The organism is Bradyrhizobium sp. LTSPM299 (genome assembly GCF_000938235.1).
GTDB lineage: Bacteria > Pseudomonadota > Alphaproteobacteria > Rhizobiales > Xanthobacteraceae > Bradyrhizobium.
The window spans coordinates 281,239-302,013 of the sequence record NZ_JYMU01000058.1; the positions used below are offsets into that span (position 1 = coordinate 281,239).

Consider the following 20,775-nt stretch of genomic DNA (forward strand, 5'->3'; position numbering starts at 1 on the left):
ACGTCATCATTTCCGACAAGCGTAGTTATTGACCGGTTTCTGACCGGTTGCAGGAGTGACCATGACGACCATACCTGCCTATACAATCGGTGGTTTAACCCGACCGGAACTTCATCTCGATTCGGCAGGAAATATCGTCCTCGACGGCGCCGCCACGGCGTTCGCCGCACAATACGGCCTGCAATATCTCTATCTCGGCTGTCCTCCCGGCACCCCCTGGCCGCCGGTGAGCGCCTCACTGTCGACGCCGCTGGATACCAATTCCGCCGCCAACAGCGTGCTCGAGGGCGCGGCTGCCAACACAGCCGTCAACCTCACGGTGTCGGCGACCAGTTCGGCCGGCAATCCCGTCACCTATTCGCTGACGGGGGATTCCTCCGGCGGCGGCTTCAAGATCGACGCGACCACCGGTGTGGTCACGGTCGCAGATCCGACCAAGATCGATTTCGAGAGCAGCGCGGGCCACGCCTACACGGTCACGGTGCTGGCCAATGACGGCATTCTCACCTCGTGGCAGAATTTCACGATCGCGGTCAACGACGTCGCCCCGGTGGCACCGACCGACAGCAATGCGGCCGCCAACACGATCGCCGAAGGTGCGGCCGCCGGCACGCTGGTCGGCATTACCGCGCATTCAACCGACGTCAACGGCGGCACCGTGACCTATTCGCTCGCCGCCGACAGCTCCGGCGGCGGCTTCAAGATCGACCCGCACACCGGAATCGTCACCGTCGCCGACGGCAGCAAAATCGACTACGAGAGCGCGCCCGGGCACGCCTATACGATCACGGTGCACGCCAGCGATGGCACGCTGTCGAGTTCGCAGAATTTCACCATCGCCGTCAGCGATGTGCCGATCGGCGCGCCGACCGACAGCAATGCCGCGCCCAACAGCGTCGCCGAAGGTGCAGCCGTCAACACGCTGGTCGGTATTACAGCGGTGGCGACCGATCCCAATGGTCCGGCGACCACTTATTCGCTGGTCGGCGATACCTCGGGCGGCGGCTTCAAGATCGATCCGAACACCGGCGTGGTCAGCGTCGCCGATCCGACCAAGATCGACTACGAGACCAGCGGCGCGGGTCACAGCTACGATGTCACGGTGCAGGCGGTGAATGGCGCGACCACCACGTCGCATACCTTCACTGTCGCCGTCACCGATGTCGCGCCATCGGCGCCGACTGACAGCGACGCCTCCGCCAACACCGTGGTCGAAGGCGCCGCCAACGGTTCAACCGTCGGCATCACCGCGCATTCGACCGACGTCAACGGCCCGGCCGTGACCTATTCGCTGACCGGCGACACCTCCGGTGGCGGCTTCACCATCAATGCAGCGACCGGCGTCGTCACCGTCGCCGATGCCACCAAGATCGACTACGAAACCGCGCCCGGCCACGCCTACACCGTTACCGCGCAGGCCAGCGACGGGACGCTGACGAACTCGCAGACCTTCACCATCGCCGTCACCGATGTCGCGCCGTCGGCGCCGGTCGACAGCGACGCCTCCATCAACGCGGTCATCGAGGGCGCCGCCAACGGCTCCGCCGTCGGCATCACCGCGCATTCGACCGACGTCAACGGGCCCCCCGTGACCTATTCGCTGGTCGGCGACACCTCGGGCGGCGGCTTCACCATCAATGCCGCCACCGGCGTCGTCACCGTCGCCGACAGCACCAAGATCGACTACGAAAGCTCGCCCGGCCATGCCTACACCGTCACCGCGCAGGCCAGCGACGGCACGCTGACGAACTCGCAGACCTTCACCATCGCCGTCACCGACGCCGCGCCGTCGACACCCACCGATAGCGACGCCTCCGCCAACACGATTACGGAAGGCGCCGCCAACGGCTCGACCGTTGGCGTCACCGCGCATTCGACCGACGTCAACGGCCCTGCCGTGACCTATTCGCTGACCGGCGACACCTCGGGCGGCGGCTTCACCATCAATGCCACGACCGGCGTCGTCACCGTCGCCGACAGCACCAAGATCGATTTCGAGAGCACGGCGCCTGGCCACACCTACACCGTCACGGCGACGGCCAGCGACGGCACGGACACGAGTTCGCAGATCTTCACCATCGGTGTCACCGACGTCGCGCCGTCGACCCCGGTCGACAGCGATGCCTCCGTCGACCAGGTCGCGGTCAGCGCGCCGGCCGGCACCTATGTCGGCATCACCGCGTCCTCGACCGACGTCAACGGCCCGGCCGTGACCTATTCGCTGGTCGGCGACACCTCCGGCGGCGCCTTCACCATCGATCCTAACACGGGCAAAGTCACGCTCGCCGACCCCAGCAAGATCCACGTCGCCGATCCGTCCTACGACATCACGGTCGACTCCAGCGATGGCACGCTGCATAGCCAGCACAGCTTCACCATCGCCGTCGTTATCGATGCCGCACCGGGCGTCACCGCGGGCCACACCCTGGCCTATACCGAAAACCAGGCCGCGACCGCGATCGATCCGGCACTGACGGTCACCGATTCCGACAATGCCAACCTCGCGCATGCGACGGTGCAGATCACTGGCGGCTACGTCAACGGTGAGGACATCCTCGGCTTCACCGACACGGCCCATATCACCCACTCGTTCGACGCCGCCACCGGCACGCTGACCCTGACCGGCAGCGACACCGTCGCCGATTATCAGGCCGCGCTGGACTCCGTGACCTACTTCAACACCAGCGACAACCCGTCCGGCGCGGCGCGCACCGTCACCATCATTGCCAATGACGGCACGCTCGACAGCTCACACGTCACCGACACCATCAACGTCACGCCGGTCAACGATCCGCCCGTGGTCGTCGCCAGCCACGCGCTTAGCTACATCGAGAACCAGCCCGCCACCGAGATCGACCCGGCGGTCACCGTGTCCGACGTCGACAACACCACGCTCGCATCGGCGACGGTGCAGATATCAGGCAACTACGCCAACGGCCAGGACATCCTCGGCTTCGTCAACACCGCCCACATCACCGGCTCGTTCAACGCCGCGACCGGCACGCTGACGCTGAGCGGCAGCGACACGGTGGCGGACTACCAGGCCGCGCTGGCCTCGGTGACCTATTTCAACAACAGCGACAATCCGTCCGGGCTCGACCGCACCGTCACGATCATTGCCAATGACGGCACCGCCAACTCCACCGCCGTCACCGACACCATCCATGTCACGCCGGTCGACGACGCGCCGGTTACGTCAGCCGGCGCCAGCGGCCCGCTGAACTATCTCGAGAACCAGGTCGCGACCGCGATCGATCCGACCGTCACGGTATCAGACGTCGACAACGCCAACATGGTCAGCGCGACGGTGACGATCTCCAGCAACTTCGTCTCTGGCGAGGATGTGCTCGGCTTCACCGACCAGAACGGCATCCACGGCTCGTACAACGCTCTGACCGGCGCGTTGAGCCTGACGGGCTCGTCCAGCGTTGCGAACTACGCGGCCGCGCTCGACTCGGTCACCTATTTCAACTCGAGCGACAACCCGTCCGGGCTCGATCGCACCGTCAGCTACGGCGTCGATGACGGCACGCTCCCGAGCAACCTCTCGACCGCGACCATCCACGTCACGCCGGTCAACGATCCGCCCGTTGTGACATTCGGCGCGATCACCGGCTTCACCGAGCCGCCGAACGGCACGCCGGCCGCGAATTCGGTCCCGATCACGATTGCGCCCAGCCTCGCGATATCAGACGTCGACAGCACGAATCTGACCAGCGCAACCTTCGTGCTGAACGACCTCAAGCCCTCGGATGCGCTGTCGATCTCGGGCCATGCCGGCGCGAGCGGCGATATCGGCAGCATCCACTTCGACATCAGCAGCACGGCCACAACCGAAACCGTCACCCTCACCGGCACCGATACGATCTCGCATTACAACGCCGTGCTCGATGCCATCCAGTTCAACAACACCAGCGAGAATCCCGACCAGACCGCGCGCTCCTATACCGTGACCGCGGTCGACGACGGCGCCACGGGCGCTCCCAACAACAACACCGGCTCGGCCAGCACGACCGGGACCGTCACCGCGGTCGACGATGCGCCGACCGCGGCCGTCCCGGCGGATTCATCGGTCGGCACCGCGTTTTCGCACACCGATCTCCCAATCTCGGGGCTTTCGGTCGCCGACGTCGATGCCGGCAGCGGCAACGTCACCGCGACGATCTCCTCGGGTCACGCGGCGCTGAACTTCACCACGACGGGGCTCGCCAGCTTCACCAACAACGACACCCACACAGTGACGCTCACCGGCACGGTCGCGCAGGTCAATACCGCGCTGGCGACGCTGAACTACAACAGCGACGACGGCTTCACCGGCTCGGACACCGTGACGCTGAACGTCAACGACAACAGCAACACCGGCACCGGCGGCCCGCAAACCTCAGGCGCCCACACCTTCCATGTCGGCGTCGTCCCGCAGGTGTTCTATATCGACAATTCGGCGACCACGAGCCACAACCTCGGCACCCAGGCCGATCCGTACACCTCGATCGCCGCCTTCAACGCGGCGAGCCCGGCGGGCTCCGGCGACTACGTCGTGCTGGAGCACGGCACCGGCACCTACAGCGAGGCCGACGGCATCAACCTCGCCAACGGCGTCAATTTGATCGGCGGCAGCCACACGCTACAGTTCACCAATCCGGTAACCAGCGCGGTGGTCACAGCCAATGTCGGTTCGGGCACCGATCCCGTGATCCAGGTCACCAGCGCCAACAACGGCGTCGACCTGCTTGGCACCTCGGGCCACAGCATCACCGGCATCAGCATCGATACCTCGGCCTCATCAGGCATCGGCATCAGCGACGACGGCAACAGCGTCGGCACCGTCGCGATCTCCGACATCACGATCAAGACGGCGAGCGGCGCCGGCATGAGCTTCACCCATGGCGGCACCCTCACCGTCACCGGCACCGCCAACACCATTACGTCCACCACCGGCACCGCCCTCGACGTCGAGAACACCCAGATCGGTTCCGGCAATCTCACGTTCAAGAGCATCACCTCGAGCGGCGGCTCGAACGACGGCATCATTCTTTCCGGCACCGGCACCGCGGCCGGCAATGGCGGCCTGCATGTGACAGGCGACGGGTCGACGGCCGGCAGTGGCGGCACGATCGCCAGCAAGAGTGGCGTCGACGGCAGCACCACGCAGGGCAGCGGCATCTACCTGAACAATACCAAGGACGTTGAGCTCTCCTATCTGACGATGCACGACTTCCAGAATTTCGGCATTTCAGGCACCAACGTCACCGGCTTCACGCTCGGCAACACGACGGTGACCGGCACCAACGGTACCAGTGTCGCCGGCATCGGCGAGGGCGACGTCTACTTCACCGGCCTGTCCGGCTCGGCGACGGTCACCAACTCGACCTTCACCGGCGCGGCGTATGACGCCTTCCACGTCTTCAACGACGGCGCGCAGACGTTGAACCGGATCACCATCACCGGCTCGACCTTCGCGACCAATTCGGCAAGCGGAAACGCCTCCAACGACGCGATCGCGTTCGAGGCGACCGGCGGCACCTTCAATGCCACGGTGCAGAACTCGACCGTCACTTCCGCGCGCGGCGACATGTTCCAGCTCAATCTGCTCGGCACCGTGTCGTCGGACCTGGTACTCGGCGGCCCGACCGCAGGGCTCGGCAATAACTTCAGCAACACCAACCAGAACATCGTGTCAGGCGGTGGCGGCATCACGATCGGCGGCGGCGGCGCGGCGAACAATGTCACCCTGACCTACGATATCGCCCATAACACCATCAAGGGCGCGGCCGGCGCCGATCTTGCCGTCACCAAGGGCACCGGCACCAGCGGATCGTTTACCGGCACGATCGACACCAACACCATCGGCACGCAAGGCGTGGCCGGCAGCGGCTCGACGGGTGGCGAGGGCATCGCGGTCTACCAGGACGGTGCCGGAAACTCGAACACCACGATCACTAACAACCACGTCTCCGGCGTGGTCGGAGGCCGGGGCGGCATCGATCTGCTGCTGCACAACGGCGCGTCGGGCACGATGTCCGCGACGGTCGATAACAACACCGTCGACACGCTGGACCAGGCCAACTCGTTCTCCGGCATCTACGTGCAGACCGGCTCGGCGACGGGGCCCGGCGGCGACAACAACAAGATGAATCTCACGATCAGCGGCAACCATGTCGACCTGGGCTCCAATGCCTCGAGTGCGCTGGTCGCCGGCATCACGCTGGAGCAGGAGGGCGTCTCCCGGGTCGGCCTGATCGGCACCCCGAACTATTCGGGCTCACCCTACGACTTCAATGCCGTGCAGAGCTACGTTGCCAGCCTCAATTCGGGCACCTTCACCAACGGACAGGCCGTGTTCGCCTTCGGCGATCCGACCCAGGCCGCGGGCGGCGGCTATTTCGGCGGCGCACAATTCATGATGGCCTCGGCGGGCGGCATCGCGGCGGCCTCGCCAACCGCAGGCGAGACGCACCTGACCCAGTCGGAGCTCGACTCGGTTATCGCCACGGCGATCGCGCAATGGGCGACCGCCGGCGCCTCCGCGAGCCAGCTAGCCGCGATGCATGCCGCCACGTTCAGCGTTGCCGATCTCGGCAGCAGCATCGTGGCCGAGGAATCCAACAACCACATTACGATCGACGCCAGCGCTGCAGGGCACGGCTGGTTCGTCGATCCGACGCCTTCGGGCAATTCCGAGTTCGCACACACCGTCTCCGCGACCGACCTGTTCGCGGACCCGACCAGCGCGGCGGCCGGACATCTCGACCTGCTGACCGCGGTGTCGCACGAGCTTGGCCACGTCGTCGGCTTGCCTGATGACACGACGCCGGCTCATTCCAGCGACCTGATGTATATCAATCTGGTCGATGGCGAACGCCGGCTGCCGAGCGCCGCTGACGTCGCGCAGACCGGTGGGGCGCCGAACTCCGCCTTCCAGGCGATCGCCAGCAATACGGCGGCGCCACCGGTCAATGTGGGCGGTGCGCCGGCAGCCCCAACGCCGCCGCAGGGGGGGCCCGCCGACACCAGCCATTCGATCGGTGGCATCGCGGGAGGGGCTTTCGTGTTCGCCCACACCGATGCGTCGCCCCCACCGCCGCCGAGCAACGTCACGCCCGTCGGCCTGATCGGAGGCGACGGTTTCGACTTCTCGGCGTTCACCTCGGCACCGGCGCAACACGTCACTGTCGCAAGCCCGATCAGCTCTGCCTTGCCGCAAGGGGATTGGGCCGATGTCCTGAGCTGGCACAATGCGCACAGCGAAATCGGACTGAGCGGCGATCCCTCCGCTGGAGTCGGAGCCTTGCCGACCGATACTCACGCCCCATCCCTGGGCGGCTATCACCACGACCTGATCGTTTGATCCGGGATTTCCGAACAACGCCTGCCGAACCCGTTCGGCAGGCGTTGTTCGTTTGAGGCGGCCGAGTTCGCGCACGCTCCCGGAAACTCCGATCACCGCGTGCGCCCTGCGCATTTGCGAATGAGCAAAGCGTGACGCGGCTTCCGTGATCAGCGATCCCGTGGCCGTCAGAACCCGCAGAAGGAGCATGCGACAGACGATCGGACAAAAATTACCGAAGCCGGGTTATCGTTGAGGTTGCACTTACTTGAAAACACGCTATCGTGCGTTTCGTTATCGCACGAAGACATTGCCTGACAGTTTCATTCATTAAGTCGCTGAGAACACAGATCGTTTGCGGGAGGACCGATGGCCGAGCCGTTTATCGCGGAAATCCGCATGATGTCATTCAACTTCCCGCCGAAGGGCTGGGCCTTCTGCAACGGGCAGTTGCTCCCCATCAACCAGAATCAGGCGCTGTTCTCGCTTCTCGGCACCACCTTTGGCGGCGACGGACGCGTCAATTTCGGTCTGCCCAATCTGCAGGGCCGCGCCCCGATGCATATGGGCAGTGGCCATACGCTCGGCGAGCTGGGCGGCGAGTACGCGCACACGCTCTCGATTTCCGAGTTGCCGACGCATACCCACATCGCAAACGCGACAAACAACAATGGCGCTGTGGCGTTGCCGGCAGACAACTTTCTCGGCGCCGTCAACAACGCCTACAGCCCGCCCACCGCGCCGACCGCGCTCGTCGCTGGCACCATCAGCAATGTGGGCGGCAGCCAGGCGCATCAGAACATGCAGCCTTTCCTGACCATCAATTTCAGCATCGCCCTGCAGGGCATTTTTCCCTCGCAAACCTGAGGACAAGAGCCGATGGCACAACCGTATGTCGGCGAAATACGCATGTTTGCCGGCAATTTCGCTCCGGCCGGCTGGCAATTCTGCGATGGCAGCCTGCTGCCGATTTCCGACTTTGACACACTGTTCAACCTGATCGGCACAACCTATGGCGGCGACGGGCAACAAACCTTCCAGATGCCCGATCTGCGAGGTCGCCTGCCGATCCACATGGGCAGCAACGCGAGCACCTCGTTCACGATCGGGCAGAACGGCGGCGTCGAAGAAGTCACGCTCACTGTCCCGCTGATCCCCTCGCACACTCATCCGATGCTCGCCTCGACGAACACCGGCACGGCCTCGAACCCGCAGGGCAACGTGCTCGACCAGATGAGCGGCGCGATCCTGCTCTACAAGCAGCAGGCGCCAACGGTCGCGCTGAACCCGGCCGTCATCGGACCTGTTGGCGGCAGCCAGCCGCACAGTAATCTTCAACCCTCTCTCTGCATCAATTTCATCATTTCGCTGTTTGGTATCTTTCCGAGCCAGACCTAGGAGCAGTCATGGATCCGTTCGTGGCCGAGATTCGTATTTTCGGGTTCAACTTTGCGCCGAAGGGCTGGGCGTTCTGCGACGGGCAGATCTTGCCGCTCTCGCAGAACACGGCGCTGTTCTCGCTCCTGGGCACCACCTATGGCGGCGACGGAAAGAGCAATTTTGCCCTGCCGGACATGCAAGGTAGTTCGCCGATGGCGCCGGGCCAGGGCCCAGGCCTTTCGCTGTACGACCTCGGTCAGGAAAGCGGCTCCGATACCGTGACGCTGCTCGAATCGGAGATGCCGTCACACCCTCATTCCATGATGGCGGTCAACCTGCCGAGTGACCAGGGTGCGCCAAACTCTTCCCGTGGAATCGCACGATCGATCAACGCGACGGCTTATGTCGCGGGCAGCCCTGCCCCGGCACTTGTGCCGATGAACAACGGCATGCTGACGCCGGCCGGCGGCAGCCTGCCGCACAACAATCTGATGCCCTATCTCACGCTCAATTTCTGTATCGCGCTGCAGGGCGTCTTCCCGCCACGGACCTGAGGTCATCCTCGATGCGTGACGGGGCCGGTACAGCGGGACCCCCGTTCGGCTGGGCGCGTGCGGCCGAGCGCGGTTGCCGCTTTCGCCGCATCGCCGATGCCGATTTGCCGTTCCTCAGCCAGATCTATGCCGCGACGCGCGCCGAAGAGCTGGCTCCGGTGCCGTGGAGCCAGGCCGACAAGGATGCCTTCCTCGACCATCAATTCCGTGCCCAGCACGCGCACTATCAGCAGTATTATCCGAACGCCGACTGGCTGGTGATCGGGCATGGCGACGAGGACATTGGCCGGCTCTATATCGAGCGCTGGCCGAGCCAGCACCGCATCATCGATATCGCCTTCCTGTCTCAGCATCGCGGCAAGGGATATGGCGAAGCGCTGCTCCACGACGTGATCGATGAAGCGGCCGCGGCGGGCAAGGACGTGTCGATCCATGTCGAGAAACTCAATCCCGCCATGCGGCTCTACCGCCGGCTCGGCTTCGTCACCGAGGAAGACAAGGGCGTCTACGACCTGATGCGCTGGCGCGCGGCGGCTCATAGCGTTTTCGAGCGAAGTGGGCCCCGGTTCGCGTGAAGAAAACGCGTCAAACAGGATTCTAGGTAAAGATCGCCTGATAGCCGTTGCCGTCCGCAAGCGGACCGATCGGGACTAGGAAGATTTCCATCGTACCGAGCGCCGGGTGCTGGACCGGATAGATCGCCTGCGGCAACACGTGGTCTTTTGGGCCTGCGAACAGCAGCGAGAACGCACCACCCTGCCGCCCGCTGTTGCCGGCCGGATCGACCTTGGTCAGCTTGAGCGGCACGACACGCTCGGTTGCCTGCAGTTCGAAGACGGCGTCCTTGTGCGGCGCGAAGTCGTCGATGTGCAGTTTCGCGAGATCCACCGATGCAGTCATGCCCATGCTTCCTTCCATTGTCATCGAGCTGTAGCATGCCGTGGCGCGCGACAAAATGATCCGACGGGCAACTCAGTCAAAACCTGTCAATCCCACGCGATAAAAATATTTCGGTTTATACGAATGGCAACTCGGATGTATGAATCATCCCGTCCTGCCCGATGAGAGGGGCGTGCGCACGTCACGAACGCGCGGCGGGATGCGGTGGACGCCGAATGCGCAATTGACGAGAGCGCATGAGGCGGACGGTGAAGTCGTGTGGTCCTGACGCCCCAGTGGCAGGTGTCCTGTCGGCAAGAGGCTACGCCTCTCGCTGATGGCGGTGACAAGCAAGCCTAGTCTCGCCGGGAAGAGCACGTATAAGCCGTAAAACCATCGCGCAGGGAAAGCCGGAGTTCCCGGTTACACCTGTGGTCCTACCCCGGTGCTTTCTGTTGCACCGGGCCCATGGGTGCAATCGGCACCCGGCTTTCCCTGCAGCCTCTGTTTGAGGAGGGCGGAACGAAATGCAAAGCTCGGACAAATTATGTCGCGAGAAGGCGAACGTATGACTCACCAGCCGCGCCACAATTTCGCTGTCGTCCCGGGCTTGACCCGGGACCCATAGCCACAAATGTTCATTGTTGCGCGACGCTGGCGCCACAACTTACTTCAACAACGCAACCCTGTGGTTATGGGTCCCTGCTTTCGCAGGGACGACAGCAGCGGAATGACCGGGTCAACCGCACCATACCCCCCCACCTCTGATGACGGCCCGGATTTCCTCCGCTAACCTGCCCGGAACCGCCGCCGGCAAAGGCAGGCCAGACAAGGGAGGACAGGCGCGTGCATCGAGGCCGTGTCGTATTCGGCGCCATGGACGAGGTCGTGTTCGGACGGCCCGCCCGCGAGGCCGTCGTAGAGCAGCTCGATCGACTCGGCGCGCAACGTGCCTTCCTGATGGTATCAGGCACGCTGAACCGCGAGACCGACGAGATCGACAAGGTCCGCCACGCGCTCGGAACCCGCTGTGTCGGCACCTTCGACCGCATGCCGGCACACACGCCGCGCGCCGCCGTCATATCAGCTACCGAACAGGCCCGCGCCGCCAAAGCCGACCTGATCGTCACCATCGGCGGCGGCTCGGTCACCGACGGCGCCAAGGCGGTGCAGCTTTGCCTCGCCAACAACGTCACCACATCAGACGGCATCGACGGTATCAGGACCCATGGCGGCGTCTCGCCGGAGATGAAGGCGCCAGTCGTGCGCCAGATCAGCGTGCCGACCACGATCGCCGGCGGTGAATTCTCCTCGATCGCGGGCGTCACCAACGAGGTCAAGCGGCAAAAGGAGATGCTGCGCCATCCACTGGTAATGCCGCGTGCCACCATTCTCGATCCGGAACTCTCGGTGCACACGCCGGACTGGCTGTTTCTGTCGACCGGCATCCGCGCCGTCGACCATTGCGTCGAGGGCATATGCTCGCGCGAGGCGCACCCTTACGGCGACGCGCAGGCGCTGAAGGGCCTCGAAATGCTGGCCCAAGGCCTGCCGCGAGTGAAGGCGAATCCGAAGGATCTTTCCGCGCGGATGGACTGCCAGATCGGCACCTGGCTTTCGACCGGCCCGCTCGCCTCGGGCGTGCCGATGGGCGCCAGCCACGGCATCGGCTACGTGCTCGGCGCCGAATTCGACGTGCCGCACGGCTACACGTCCTGCGTGATGCTGCCTTCGGTGATGCGTTGGAACAAACGCGACAATGCCGACCGCCAGGCGCTGGTCGCGGCCGCGATGGGCCATCCGGGCGAAGACGCCGGCGACGTGCTCGATCGCTTCATCCGCGAACTCGGCATGCCGCGCAGCCTGCAGGACGTGCATGTCGGCCCCGAACATTTCGAACGTATCGCGGCGCAAGCGATGCGAACACCCTGGGTGCCGCGCAATCCGCGCAAGATCGACGGCCCGGCCCAGGTGCGTGAAATTCTGATGATGGCTGCCTAGGGGGGAAATGAGGTTCGATGTACACCGGTAAACACGCCTACCTGCGTCCGCTGCAGCCCGCCTTCATCATGGCTGCGACCGGCGAGATCGTCACCTATCGCGAGCTGGAGGCGCGCAACAACCGCCTCGCACATCTGTTCCGCAAGCGCGGGATGAAGCGGCTCGACCACTACTCGATCTTCATGGAGAACAACAACCGCTACCTCGAGGCCTGCGGCGCCGGCGAGCGCTCCGGCCTGTATTTCACCTGCGTCAACTCCTTCCTCACCGCGAGCGAACTCGCCTATATCCTCACCAACAGCCAGTCGCGTATCCTGATCACCTCGAAGCTGAAGCTCGACATTGCGCGCGAGGCGCTGAAGGAGTGCTCCGACGTCGAGCTCTGCATTGTCGTCGACGCGCCGAGCGAAAGCGATCGCATCGTTGGACTGGACGAAGCGACTGCCGGCCTGCCGAGTACGCCGATCGCGGATGAGTTCGCGGGCACCGCGATGCTCTATTCCTCCGGCACCACCGGCCGGCCCAAGGGCATCCTGCGGCCGCTGCCGGAGCAGCCGCCATCAGAGAACCTACCGCTGTTCGATTTCCTGACCAAGCTCTGGCATTACCGTGAAGGCATGGTCTATCTGTCGCCGGCGCCGCTCTACCATTCGGCGCCACAGGCCGCGGTCAATCTCACCATCCGCATCGGCGGCACCGTCGTCATCATGGAGAGCTTTGATCCCGAGCGTTACCTCGAACTGATCCAAAAATGGGGCATCACCCACAGCCAGCTGGTGCCGACCATGTTCTCGCGGATGCTGAAGCTGCCGGAGGAGGCGCGCCGCCGCTACGATCTGTCGTCGCTCGAGATCGCGATCCATGCCGCGGCGCCCTGCCCGGCGCTGGTGAAGGACGACATGATCAAATGGTGGGGCCCGATCATCCACGAATATTATGGGGCGACCGAAGGCCTCGGCTTCACCGCCTGCAACAGCGAGGAATGGCTCGCGCATCGCGGCACCGTAGGCCGAGTGCTGCTCGGCGATTTGCATATCCTCGACGAGAACATGCAGCCCTGCCCGAAGGGAACACCCGGCACGGTGTGGTTCAAAACCGCGACGGCCTTTGAATATTTCAACGAACCCGCCAAAACCACCGAGTCCCGCTCGCCGGACGGCAGCATGAGCACGGTCGGCGACGTCGGCTATGTCGACGACGACAACTTCCTCTATCTCACCGACCGCGCCACCTTCATGATCATCTCCGGCGGCGTGAACATCTATCCGCAGGAATGCGAGAACCTGCTGATCACCCATCCCAAAGTCGCCGATGCCGCGGTGTTCGGCGTACCCAATGCCGATCTCGGCGAGGAGGTGAAGGCGGTGGTGCAGCCGATCGACGGCGTCGCGCCGGGACCGGACCTCGCCGAGGAACTGATCGCATTCTGCGCGACGTCGCTGTCACGCCAGAAGGTGCCGCGCACGGTCGATTTCGAGGCCGAACTGCCGCGATTGCCGACCGGAAAACTCTACAAGCGCCTGCTGCGCGACCGCTATTGGGGTAACAAGACCTCGCGGATCGTGTGATGCGTGGTGGTTTGCCTGAGAGATCACTTTGCCCTACGCTCATCACAACAAGAAAAAGGAGGATTCTCCGATGGAAGTGATCCCGCTCGATCCGGGTTTCGGCGCCGAACTGCGCGGCGTTACGCTCGCCGATGTCGCCAGCGACGATGCCGCCTATGCGGCGGTGCGCGCGGCGTTCGAGGAACATTCGGTGCTGGTATTTCGTGACCAGGACGTCACCGATGATGTCCAGCTCACATTCTCACGCCGCTTCGGCGCGCCTGAGGTGACCAAGGTCGGCTCGATGGGCACCGGCTCGCACTTCGTGATCCTCTCGACTTTCGGTCCCGACGGCAAGGTGGTGCCATCGGATCACCGGCAGCAATTGCGAGCGAGAGCGAACCAGCTCTGGCACACCGACTCTTCCTTCAAGCAGTTGCCCGCACTGACCTCGATCCTGTCAGCGCGGATTATCCCTGAGCATGGCGGCGAGACCGAATTCGTCTCGATGCGGCTTGCTTTCGAGCGGCTCGACGAGGACACCGCAAAACGGCTGGAACACTCCTTCGCCTGGCATTCCTATGCGCATTCGCGCAGCAAGGTCGCCGACGGGCTCGCAACAGTTGCGGAGGTCGATGCGCTGCCGCCGGTGTGCTGGCGCATGGTGTGGCGCAATCCGGTCAACGGCCGCGGCGCACTCTATCTCGCCTCGCACGCGTATGGTGTCGAGGGCCTGGATGCTGAGGCCGGTAAGGCCCTGATCGAGGAGCTAACGGCCGCGGCGACCGCGCCCGGCGTGAGCTACCTGCATCAATGGAAGCAAGGCGACGTCGTGATGTGGGACAACCGCGCCACCATGCATCGCGGCCGCCCGTGGCCGGCGCATGAGGGCCGCCTGATGATCCGCACCACGATCTCGGCGACCGATGCGGACGGCGTCCCCGGCATGAGCCCGCCCTCGTCGCAGGCGGCGGAGTGACGAGACGATGAAGACCGGCGTCGGCGACAAACTGTCGCTGACCATCAACCGCGCCACCGAGATGAGAAGGACATTCACCGCTGAATAGCAAAACAAGCCACCGGTTCCGCTCACAAACGTCATTATTACCGGTGTGTCAGAATTTTCATTTGCCGATGTCATCCGAATTGCCAATCCCCGCGCGGCCCGCGCCGGTTGCCCGAACCCGTCACCGTGGTATCGTCGATGCCAATCGGCCGTTGAGACCGAAATTCGTGGAGGGGACCATGCGGAGCGTGCAAGCGCTGGCCGTCGCGGTATTGTCTGTCTTGGCGATTGGCGATGTTTCACTGGCCGGCGAGCCGAAATCAGGCGGCATCTTCAGGATCTATCACCGCGACAGTCCCGGCAGCGCCTCGATCCACGAAGGCTCGACCTACTCGATCAACATCCCGTTCATGCCGGTTTTCAACAACCTTGTCATCTTCGACCAGCACATCGCCCAGAACAGCACTGAGACGATCAGGCCCGAGCTCGCGGAGAGCTGGGCCTGGAACGGCGACAACAAGACGCTCACCTTCAAGCTGCGCAGGGACGTGAAATGGCACGACGGCAAGCCGTTCACCTCGGCCGACGTCAAATGCACCTTCGACATGCTGATGGGCAAGTCGCCACAAAAATTCCGGCAGAACCCGCGCAAGTCCTGGTACGACGAGGTCGACGACGTCACGGTCAACGGCGATTATGAGGCCTCATTCAACCTGAAGCGGCCGCAACCCGCGCTGCTGTCGCTGCTCGCCTCAGGCTATACGCCGATCTATCCCTGCCATTTGTCGCCGGCGGAGATGCGCACCAAACCGGTCGGTACCGGCCCGTTCAAGTTCGTCGAGTTCAAGGCCAACGAGTCGATCAAGCTCGTCAAGAACCCGGATTACTTCAAGAAGGGCCTGCCCTATCTCGACGGCATCGAGTTCACCATCATCACCAACCGCTCCACCGCGATCCTCGGCTTCGTCTCGGGCAAGTTCGACATGACGTTCCCGACCGAAGTCTCGATCCCGCTGCTCAAGGACGTCAAGTCGCAGGCCCCCAACGCAGTGTGCGTGGTGGAACCGAACAACGTCTCCACCAACATCATCATCAATTCAAGCGGACCTCCGTTCGACAACATCGACATCCGCCGCGCGTTGGCGTTGGCGCTGGATCGCAAGGCCTTCATCCAGATCATGTTCGAAGGCCAGGGCGACATCGGAGGCACCATGGAGCCGGCGCCGTCGGGTCTGTGGGCGATGCCGAAGGACATGATGGAATCCATCCCCGGCTACGGCCCAGACATCGAGAAAAATCGCGAGGAGGCCCGCAAGCTGATGCAGAAAGCCGGCTACGGGCCGGACAAGCATCTGCAGATCAAGGTGTCGACGCGCAACATCGCCGTTTACCGCGACCCCGCCATCATCCTGATCGACCAGATCAAGAGCATCTATATCGACGCCGAGCTCGACGTCGTCGATACCGCGCAATGGTTCCCCAAGATCGCGCGCAAGGACTATTCGCTCGGGCTCAATCTGACAGGCAATGCGGTCGACGAGCCCGACCAGTCCTTTTACGAGAATTATGCCTGCGGCTCGGAGCGCAACTACACCAACTATTGCAACAAGGACATCGAGAAGCTGTTCGACCAGCAGTCGGAGGAAACCGACGTCAGCAAGCGCAAGAAGATGGTCTGGGAGATCGACAAGAAGCTCCAGGAGGACGTCGCGCGTCCGATCATCTTCCATGCCCGGACCGGCACCTGCTGGCAGCCCTATGTGAAGAATGTCACGATCATGTCCAACAGCTCCTACAACGGCTACCGTTACGAAGACGTCTGGCTGGATAAGTAACGCATAGCGTTTTCGAGCGAAGTGGGAACCGGTTCGCGTGAAAAAAACGCGTCAAAAGAAGAACCAGGCGGGACAGGGAGAGAGCCAGGGTGTTTGCCTATATCGTCCGGCGCCTGTTCCTGATGCTCGTGACCCTGTTCGGGATCTCGGTCATCATCTTTGTGCTGCTGCGGATCGTGCCCGGCAACATCGTCGACATCCTGTTCGACGCGGCCGGTTTCGTCGATCCCGCCGACAAGGCCAATCTCGAGCGCGAGCTTGGCCTCAACCAGCCAATCGTGATCCAGTATCTGCACTGGATCGGGGGCCTGCTGCGCGGCGACCTCGGCTATTCCTACGTCTCGGAGAAGCCGGCGCTGCAGGAGATCCTGCCGCGGATTCCGATCACGGCGCGGCTCGCCGGGCTGGCGCTGCTGTTCTCCGCCTCGATCGGCATTCCGCTCGGCGTCATCAGCGCCGTCCATCAAGGCTCAAAGCTCGATTATGCGCTGCGCGTGGTCAGCCTCAGCGGCCTGTCGCTGCCATCGTTCTGGCTCGGCCTGTTGATCCTGATGGCCTCGGTGTCGTTGTTCGGCACCGTGCCGATCTTCAATCCGAACCCGAAGACCTGGCTTGAAGCGATCACGATCTATGCGGTGCCAGCGATGGCGGTCGGTTTCCGCAGCGCGGCGCTAACCATGCGCATCACGCGCTCCTCAATGCTGGAGATCCTGCGCCAGGACTACATTCGCACCGCGCGCGCCAAAGGCGCCTCGGAAGCCTCGGTCAATTATCGCCATGCGCTGAAGAATGCCGTGCTGCCTGTGATCACCGTGATAGGCATCGAGGCGGCGTTCCTGATCGGCGGCCTGATCGTCACCGAAACCGTGTTCAACATCCCCGGCATCGCCCGCTTCCTGGTCGAGGCGCTGCGCTGGCGCGACTATCCGATCGTGCAGAACATCGTGATGCTGATCGCGGTCGTGGTGGTGACCGTGAACTTCATCGTCGACATGCTCTACGCCGCGATCGATCCACGCATCCGGTTTGGGGATTAACCCGATGGCGACACTCGACTTCGAGAGCGAATTGCGACGCGCCGGCGCCAATGCCGGCAGCGGCTGGCGCCGACTCGCCTTTCTCGCGCAGCGCCATATACTCGGCACGATCGGCCTCGTCATCATGCTGCTGTTCGTCTGGATCGCGATCTCCGCCGACCTGATCTGCCGCTACGATCCGCTCAGCGTCGATTCCGCGCACCGTCTCGCCGCGCCCTCCGCGGTTCACTGGTTCGGGACCGATTCCTTCGGCCGCGACGTCTGGAGCCGCATCGTCCACGGCGCGCGGATCTCGCTCGCGGTCGGGATCGGCTCCACGACGCTGGGCGCGTCGATCGGCGTGATGGTCGGGCTCACCTCCGGCTATCTATCCGGCTGGGTCGACCTCCTGTTCCAGCGCGTCACCGACATCCTGCAATCCTTGCCACTGCTGGTGCTCGCCCTTGTCATGACCGCAGCACTCGGGCCGTCGCTGCCGAACGTGATCCTCGCGATCGCCATCCCGCTGATCCCGACGGTCGCCCGCGTCATCCGCGCCAACACGCTGGCGCTGCGTGAGCAGCCCTTCGTCGAGGCTGCCAAATCGATCGGCATGAGCGAAACGCGGATCGCGCTGCGCCACGTGCTGCCGAACACTATTGCGCCGCTGATCGTGCTCGCCACCGCGCAGCTCGGCTCGACCATTCTCACCGAGGCGTCGCTGTCGTTTCTCGGTCTCGGCATTCCCGAGCCTTATCCGTCCTGGGGTCGGATGCTGTCGGAATCGGCCGCCGAATATGTCCGCGTCGCACCATGGCTGGTGATCTTCCCCGGCATCGCAATCAGCCTTGCGGTGTTCGGCACCAATCTGTTCGGCGACGCGCTGCGCGACATCCTCGATCCGAGGCAGCGCGGCTGATGAGCGAGGCATTAGCGGCAGAGACGGTTCTCGACGTGAAGAACCTGCAGACGGTGTTCTTCACCAATTCCGGCCTGTTCCGCGCGGTCGACGATGTGTCGTTCTCGGTCCGCCGCGGCGAGACGCTGGCGATCGTCGGCGAATCCGGCTGCGGCAAGAGCGTCAGCGCGCTGTCGATCATGCGCCTGGTGCCCGATCCGCCCGGCCGCATCGTCGGCGGGTCGGTGCTGCTCGAGGGCACCGATCTCCTGATGCTCGACGACGCCGCGATGCGAGACGTCAGGGGCAATCGCATCTCCATGATTTTCCAGGAGCCGATGACCTCGCTCAACCCGGTGATGCGGATCGGCGACCAGATCATCGAAGCCGTGCGCCTGCACCGGAAGGTCAGCCACAGGGACGCCTGGAAGCAGGCAGTCGACATGCTGCGGCTGGTACGCATCCCGGAGCCCGAGCGGCGGGCGAAGGAATATCCGCACCAGCTCTCCGGCGGCATGCGGCAGCGCGCCATGATCGCGATGGCGCTGGCCTGCCGGCCGGCGCTGCTGATCGCGGACGAGCCGACCACCGCGCTCGACGTCACCATCCAGGCGCAAATCCTGGCGCTGATCGTCGATCTGCAAAAGAGACTCGGCACCGGGTTGATCCTGATCACCCATGACCTCGGCGTGGTCGCGCAGACTGCGCAACGCGTGATCGTGATGTATGCCGGCAAGAAGGTCGAGGAGGCGACCGTCGAGGCACTGTTCGAGACCCCGCTGCATCCCTACACGCGAGGGCTGATGGCTTCGATGCCGGCGGTGATCGGACTCGGCGCCAAGACCGATGCACGACTGACCGAGATTCCCGGTATGGTGCCGTCGCTGACCAATCTGCCGCCCGGCTGCGCCTTCGCGCCGCGCTGCAAGCTCGCGGTCGACCGCTGCCGCGAGGAGTATCCGCCGCTGCATGAGTTTGCCCCCAGCCATTGGGCCGCGTGCTGGCGCGCCGGCGAAATGGTGGCGGTGTTATGACCGAGCAGCGACCGCTCCTGGAAGTCACCGATCTCGTCAAACATTACGCGGTGCGCGGCGGCATTTTGCGCCGACAAGTCGGCACCGTGCATGCGGTCGACGGCGTCAGCTTCTCACTTGGCGCCGGCGAAACGCTCGGCCTCGTCGGCGAGTCCGGGTGTGGCAAGTCGACGGTGGCACGCACCGTACTACGATTGGTCGAACCGACCAGCGGCGCGATCAGGCTTGATGGCGAGGACATCGCGCCGCTCAGCAAGACCGCGCTGCGGCCGTATCGCCGCTCGATGCAGATCGTGTTCCAGGACCCGTTTGCCTCGCTCAACCCGCGCATGACGGCGGGCAACATCGTCGGCGAGCCCCTGATCGTACACGGCCTCGCGACCGGTCAGAAGAAGCGGGAGCGCGTCGCAGAATTGTTCCAGCAGGTCGGTTTAAGGCCCGACCAGATGAAGAATTTTCCGCACCAGTTCTCCGGCGGCCAGCGCCAACGCATCTGCATTGCGCGGGCGCTATCGCTCGGTCCACGGCTGATCGTCTGCGACGAACCGGTCTCCGCGCTCGACGTCTCGATTCAGGCGCAGGTGATCAATCTCCTGATCGACCTGCAGCGCGAGCAGAACTTCTCCTACCTCTTCATCGCCCACGACCTCGCCGTCGTCGCCCATATCAGCCACCGCGTCGCGGTGATGTATCTCGGCCGCATCGTCGAGATCGCGGACAAGCACGCGCTGTTCGCCAACCCGCGCCATCCCTATACGCAAGCGCTGCTCGCCTCGGTGCCCATCGCCGACCCCAAAGCCAAGCGGTTGGCGCCGATGATCGATGGCGACGTGCCGAGCCCGATCAACCCGCCCCCCGGCTGCGCCTTCCACACCCGCTGCCGCTACGGCATCGACCGCTGCAAGATCGAGCGGCCAGCGCTGCAGCAGGCCGGTGTCGGGCATCAGGTAGCGTGTTGGCTGAATGATGGGACTGGAAGATCAGACTAACTCCGCTGTCGTCCCGGCGAAGGCCGGGACCCATATGTGGACGGCCCCCGTGGCACAAGAGCTTTGTGAGTAGATCGGAACGCTTGCATCCATATGTCCGGCCTGTTGATGCGACGCACATTGATCGCTGGCCAAGATGGGTTGCGCGACGCGAGCTCCAAACAACCCGGCGACCTGTTGACGGCCAATGGGTCCCACGGACTGTCTCGCATCGTTGATCGACCGATTGCTCCATCTGCTCTTGCAGCTTCCGGGTCGGCCGGTGGGCGAACCCGCCGGCCGGCCAATCTGTTAGGCGACGGCTCCCAT

The 20,775-nt window shown here is 63.9% G+C and carries 14 protein-coding genes; 13 read left to right on the forward strand and 1 reads right to left on the reverse strand.

Features of this window, described 5'->3' with window-relative positions; genetic code table 11:
- Positions 1–61: 61 nt before the first annotated feature.
- The 5 genes from UP10_RS30365 to UP10_RS30385 all read left to right on the forward strand — a co-directional run bounded on the left by UP10_RS30365 (position 62) and on the right by UP10_RS30385 (position 9,836).
- Positions 62–7,348 carry a cadherin repeat domain-containing protein gene (locus UP10_RS30365; protein WP_044590845.1) on the forward strand — a complete coding sequence of 2,429 codons (7,287 nt, stop codon included), beginning with the start codon at positions 62–64 and terminating at the stop codon, positions 7,346–7,348.
- Positions 7,349–7,696: 348 nt separating this feature from the next.
- Positions 7,697–8,194, forward strand: coding sequence for a phage tail protein (locus UP10_RS30370; RefSeq protein ID WP_044590846.1), 498 nt, complete (start codon positions 7,697–7,699; stop codon positions 8,192–8,194).
- A gap of 42 nt (positions 8,195–8,236) precedes the next feature.
- A complete protein-coding gene (locus tag UP10_RS30375; RefSeq protein ID WP_245321947.1) occupies positions 8,237–8,725 on the forward strand; it encodes a phage tail protein in 489 nt (162 codons plus the stop codon).
- Between the two features lie 8 nt (positions 8,726–8,733).
- Positions 8,734–9,261, forward strand: a complete 528-nt coding sequence (locus tag UP10_RS30380; RefSeq protein WP_044590848.1) for a phage tail protein — start codon at positions 8,734–8,736, stop codon at positions 9,259–9,261.
- Between the two features lie 11 nt (positions 9,262–9,272).
- Positions 9,273–9,836 (forward strand): GNAT family N-acetyltransferase, encoded by a 564-nt coding sequence (locus UP10_RS30385; protein WP_044590849.1) that lies wholly within the window; start codon positions 9,273–9,275, stop codon positions 9,834–9,836.
- A gap of 22 nt (positions 9,837–9,858) precedes the next feature.
- Here the strand turns inward: UP10_RS30385 and UP10_RS30390 are convergent, their stop codons facing one another.
- The gene (locus tag UP10_RS30390) at positions 9,859–10,161 is read right to left on the reverse strand and encodes a DUF6916 family protein (RefSeq protein ID WP_245321948.1); all 303 of its coding nucleotides are present in this window, start codon (positions 10,159–10,161) and stop codon (positions 9,859–9,861) included.
- 825 nt (positions 10,162–10,986) lie between these two features.
- Here UP10_RS30390 and UP10_RS30395 point away from each other — a divergent pair.
- The 8 genes from UP10_RS30395 to UP10_RS30430 all read left to right on the forward strand — a co-directional run bounded on the left by UP10_RS30395 (position 10,987) and on the right by UP10_RS30430 (position 20,466).
- Positions 10,987–12,141: an iron-containing alcohol dehydrogenase gene (locus UP10_RS30395; RefSeq protein ID WP_044590850.1), complete on the forward strand. Its 1,155-nt coding sequence runs from the start codon at positions 10,987–10,989 to the stop codon at positions 12,139–12,141.
- Positions 12,142–12,158: 17 nt separating this feature from the next.
- On the forward strand, positions 12,159–13,709 hold the full coding sequence (locus UP10_RS30400; protein WP_044590851.1) for an AMP-binding protein: 1,551 nt from the start codon (positions 12,159–12,161) through the stop codon (positions 13,707–13,709).
- Between the two features lie 70 nt (positions 13,710–13,779).
- Positions 13,780–14,667: a TauD/TfdA dioxygenase family protein gene (locus UP10_RS30405; RefSeq protein WP_044590852.1), complete on the forward strand. Its 888-nt coding sequence runs from the start codon at positions 13,780–13,782 to the stop codon at positions 14,665–14,667.
- 266 nt (positions 14,668–14,933) lie between these two features.
- Complete coding sequence (locus UP10_RS30410) at positions 14,934–16,529, forward strand: ABC transporter substrate-binding protein (RefSeq protein ID WP_044590853.1); 1,596 nt, start codon at positions 14,934–14,936, stop codon at positions 16,527–16,529.
- An 89-nt stretch (positions 16,530–16,618) separates the two neighbouring features.
- Complete coding sequence (locus tag UP10_RS30415) at positions 16,619–17,566, forward strand: ABC transporter permease (RefSeq protein WP_044590854.1); 948 nt, start codon at positions 16,619–16,621, stop codon at positions 17,564–17,566.
- A gap of 4 nt (positions 17,567–17,570) precedes the next feature.
- Positions 17,571–18,464: an ABC transporter permease gene (locus UP10_RS30420; protein ID WP_044590855.1), complete on the forward strand. Its 894-nt coding sequence runs from the start codon at positions 17,571–17,573 to the stop codon at positions 18,462–18,464.
- On the forward strand, positions 18,464–19,477 hold the full coding sequence (locus tag UP10_RS30425; RefSeq protein ID WP_044590856.1) for an ABC transporter ATP-binding protein: 1,014 nt from the start codon (positions 18,464–18,466) through the stop codon (positions 19,475–19,477). The genes UP10_RS30420 and UP10_RS30425 overlap by 1 nt, the downstream gene beginning before the upstream one ends.
- Complete coding sequence (locus tag UP10_RS30430; protein ID WP_044590857.1) at positions 19,474–20,466, forward strand: ABC transporter ATP-binding protein; 993 nt, start codon at positions 19,474–19,476, stop codon at positions 20,464–20,466. Before UP10_RS30425 ends, UP10_RS30430 begins: the two co-directional genes overlap by 4 nt.
- Positions 20,467–20,775: the final 309 nt, after the last annotated feature.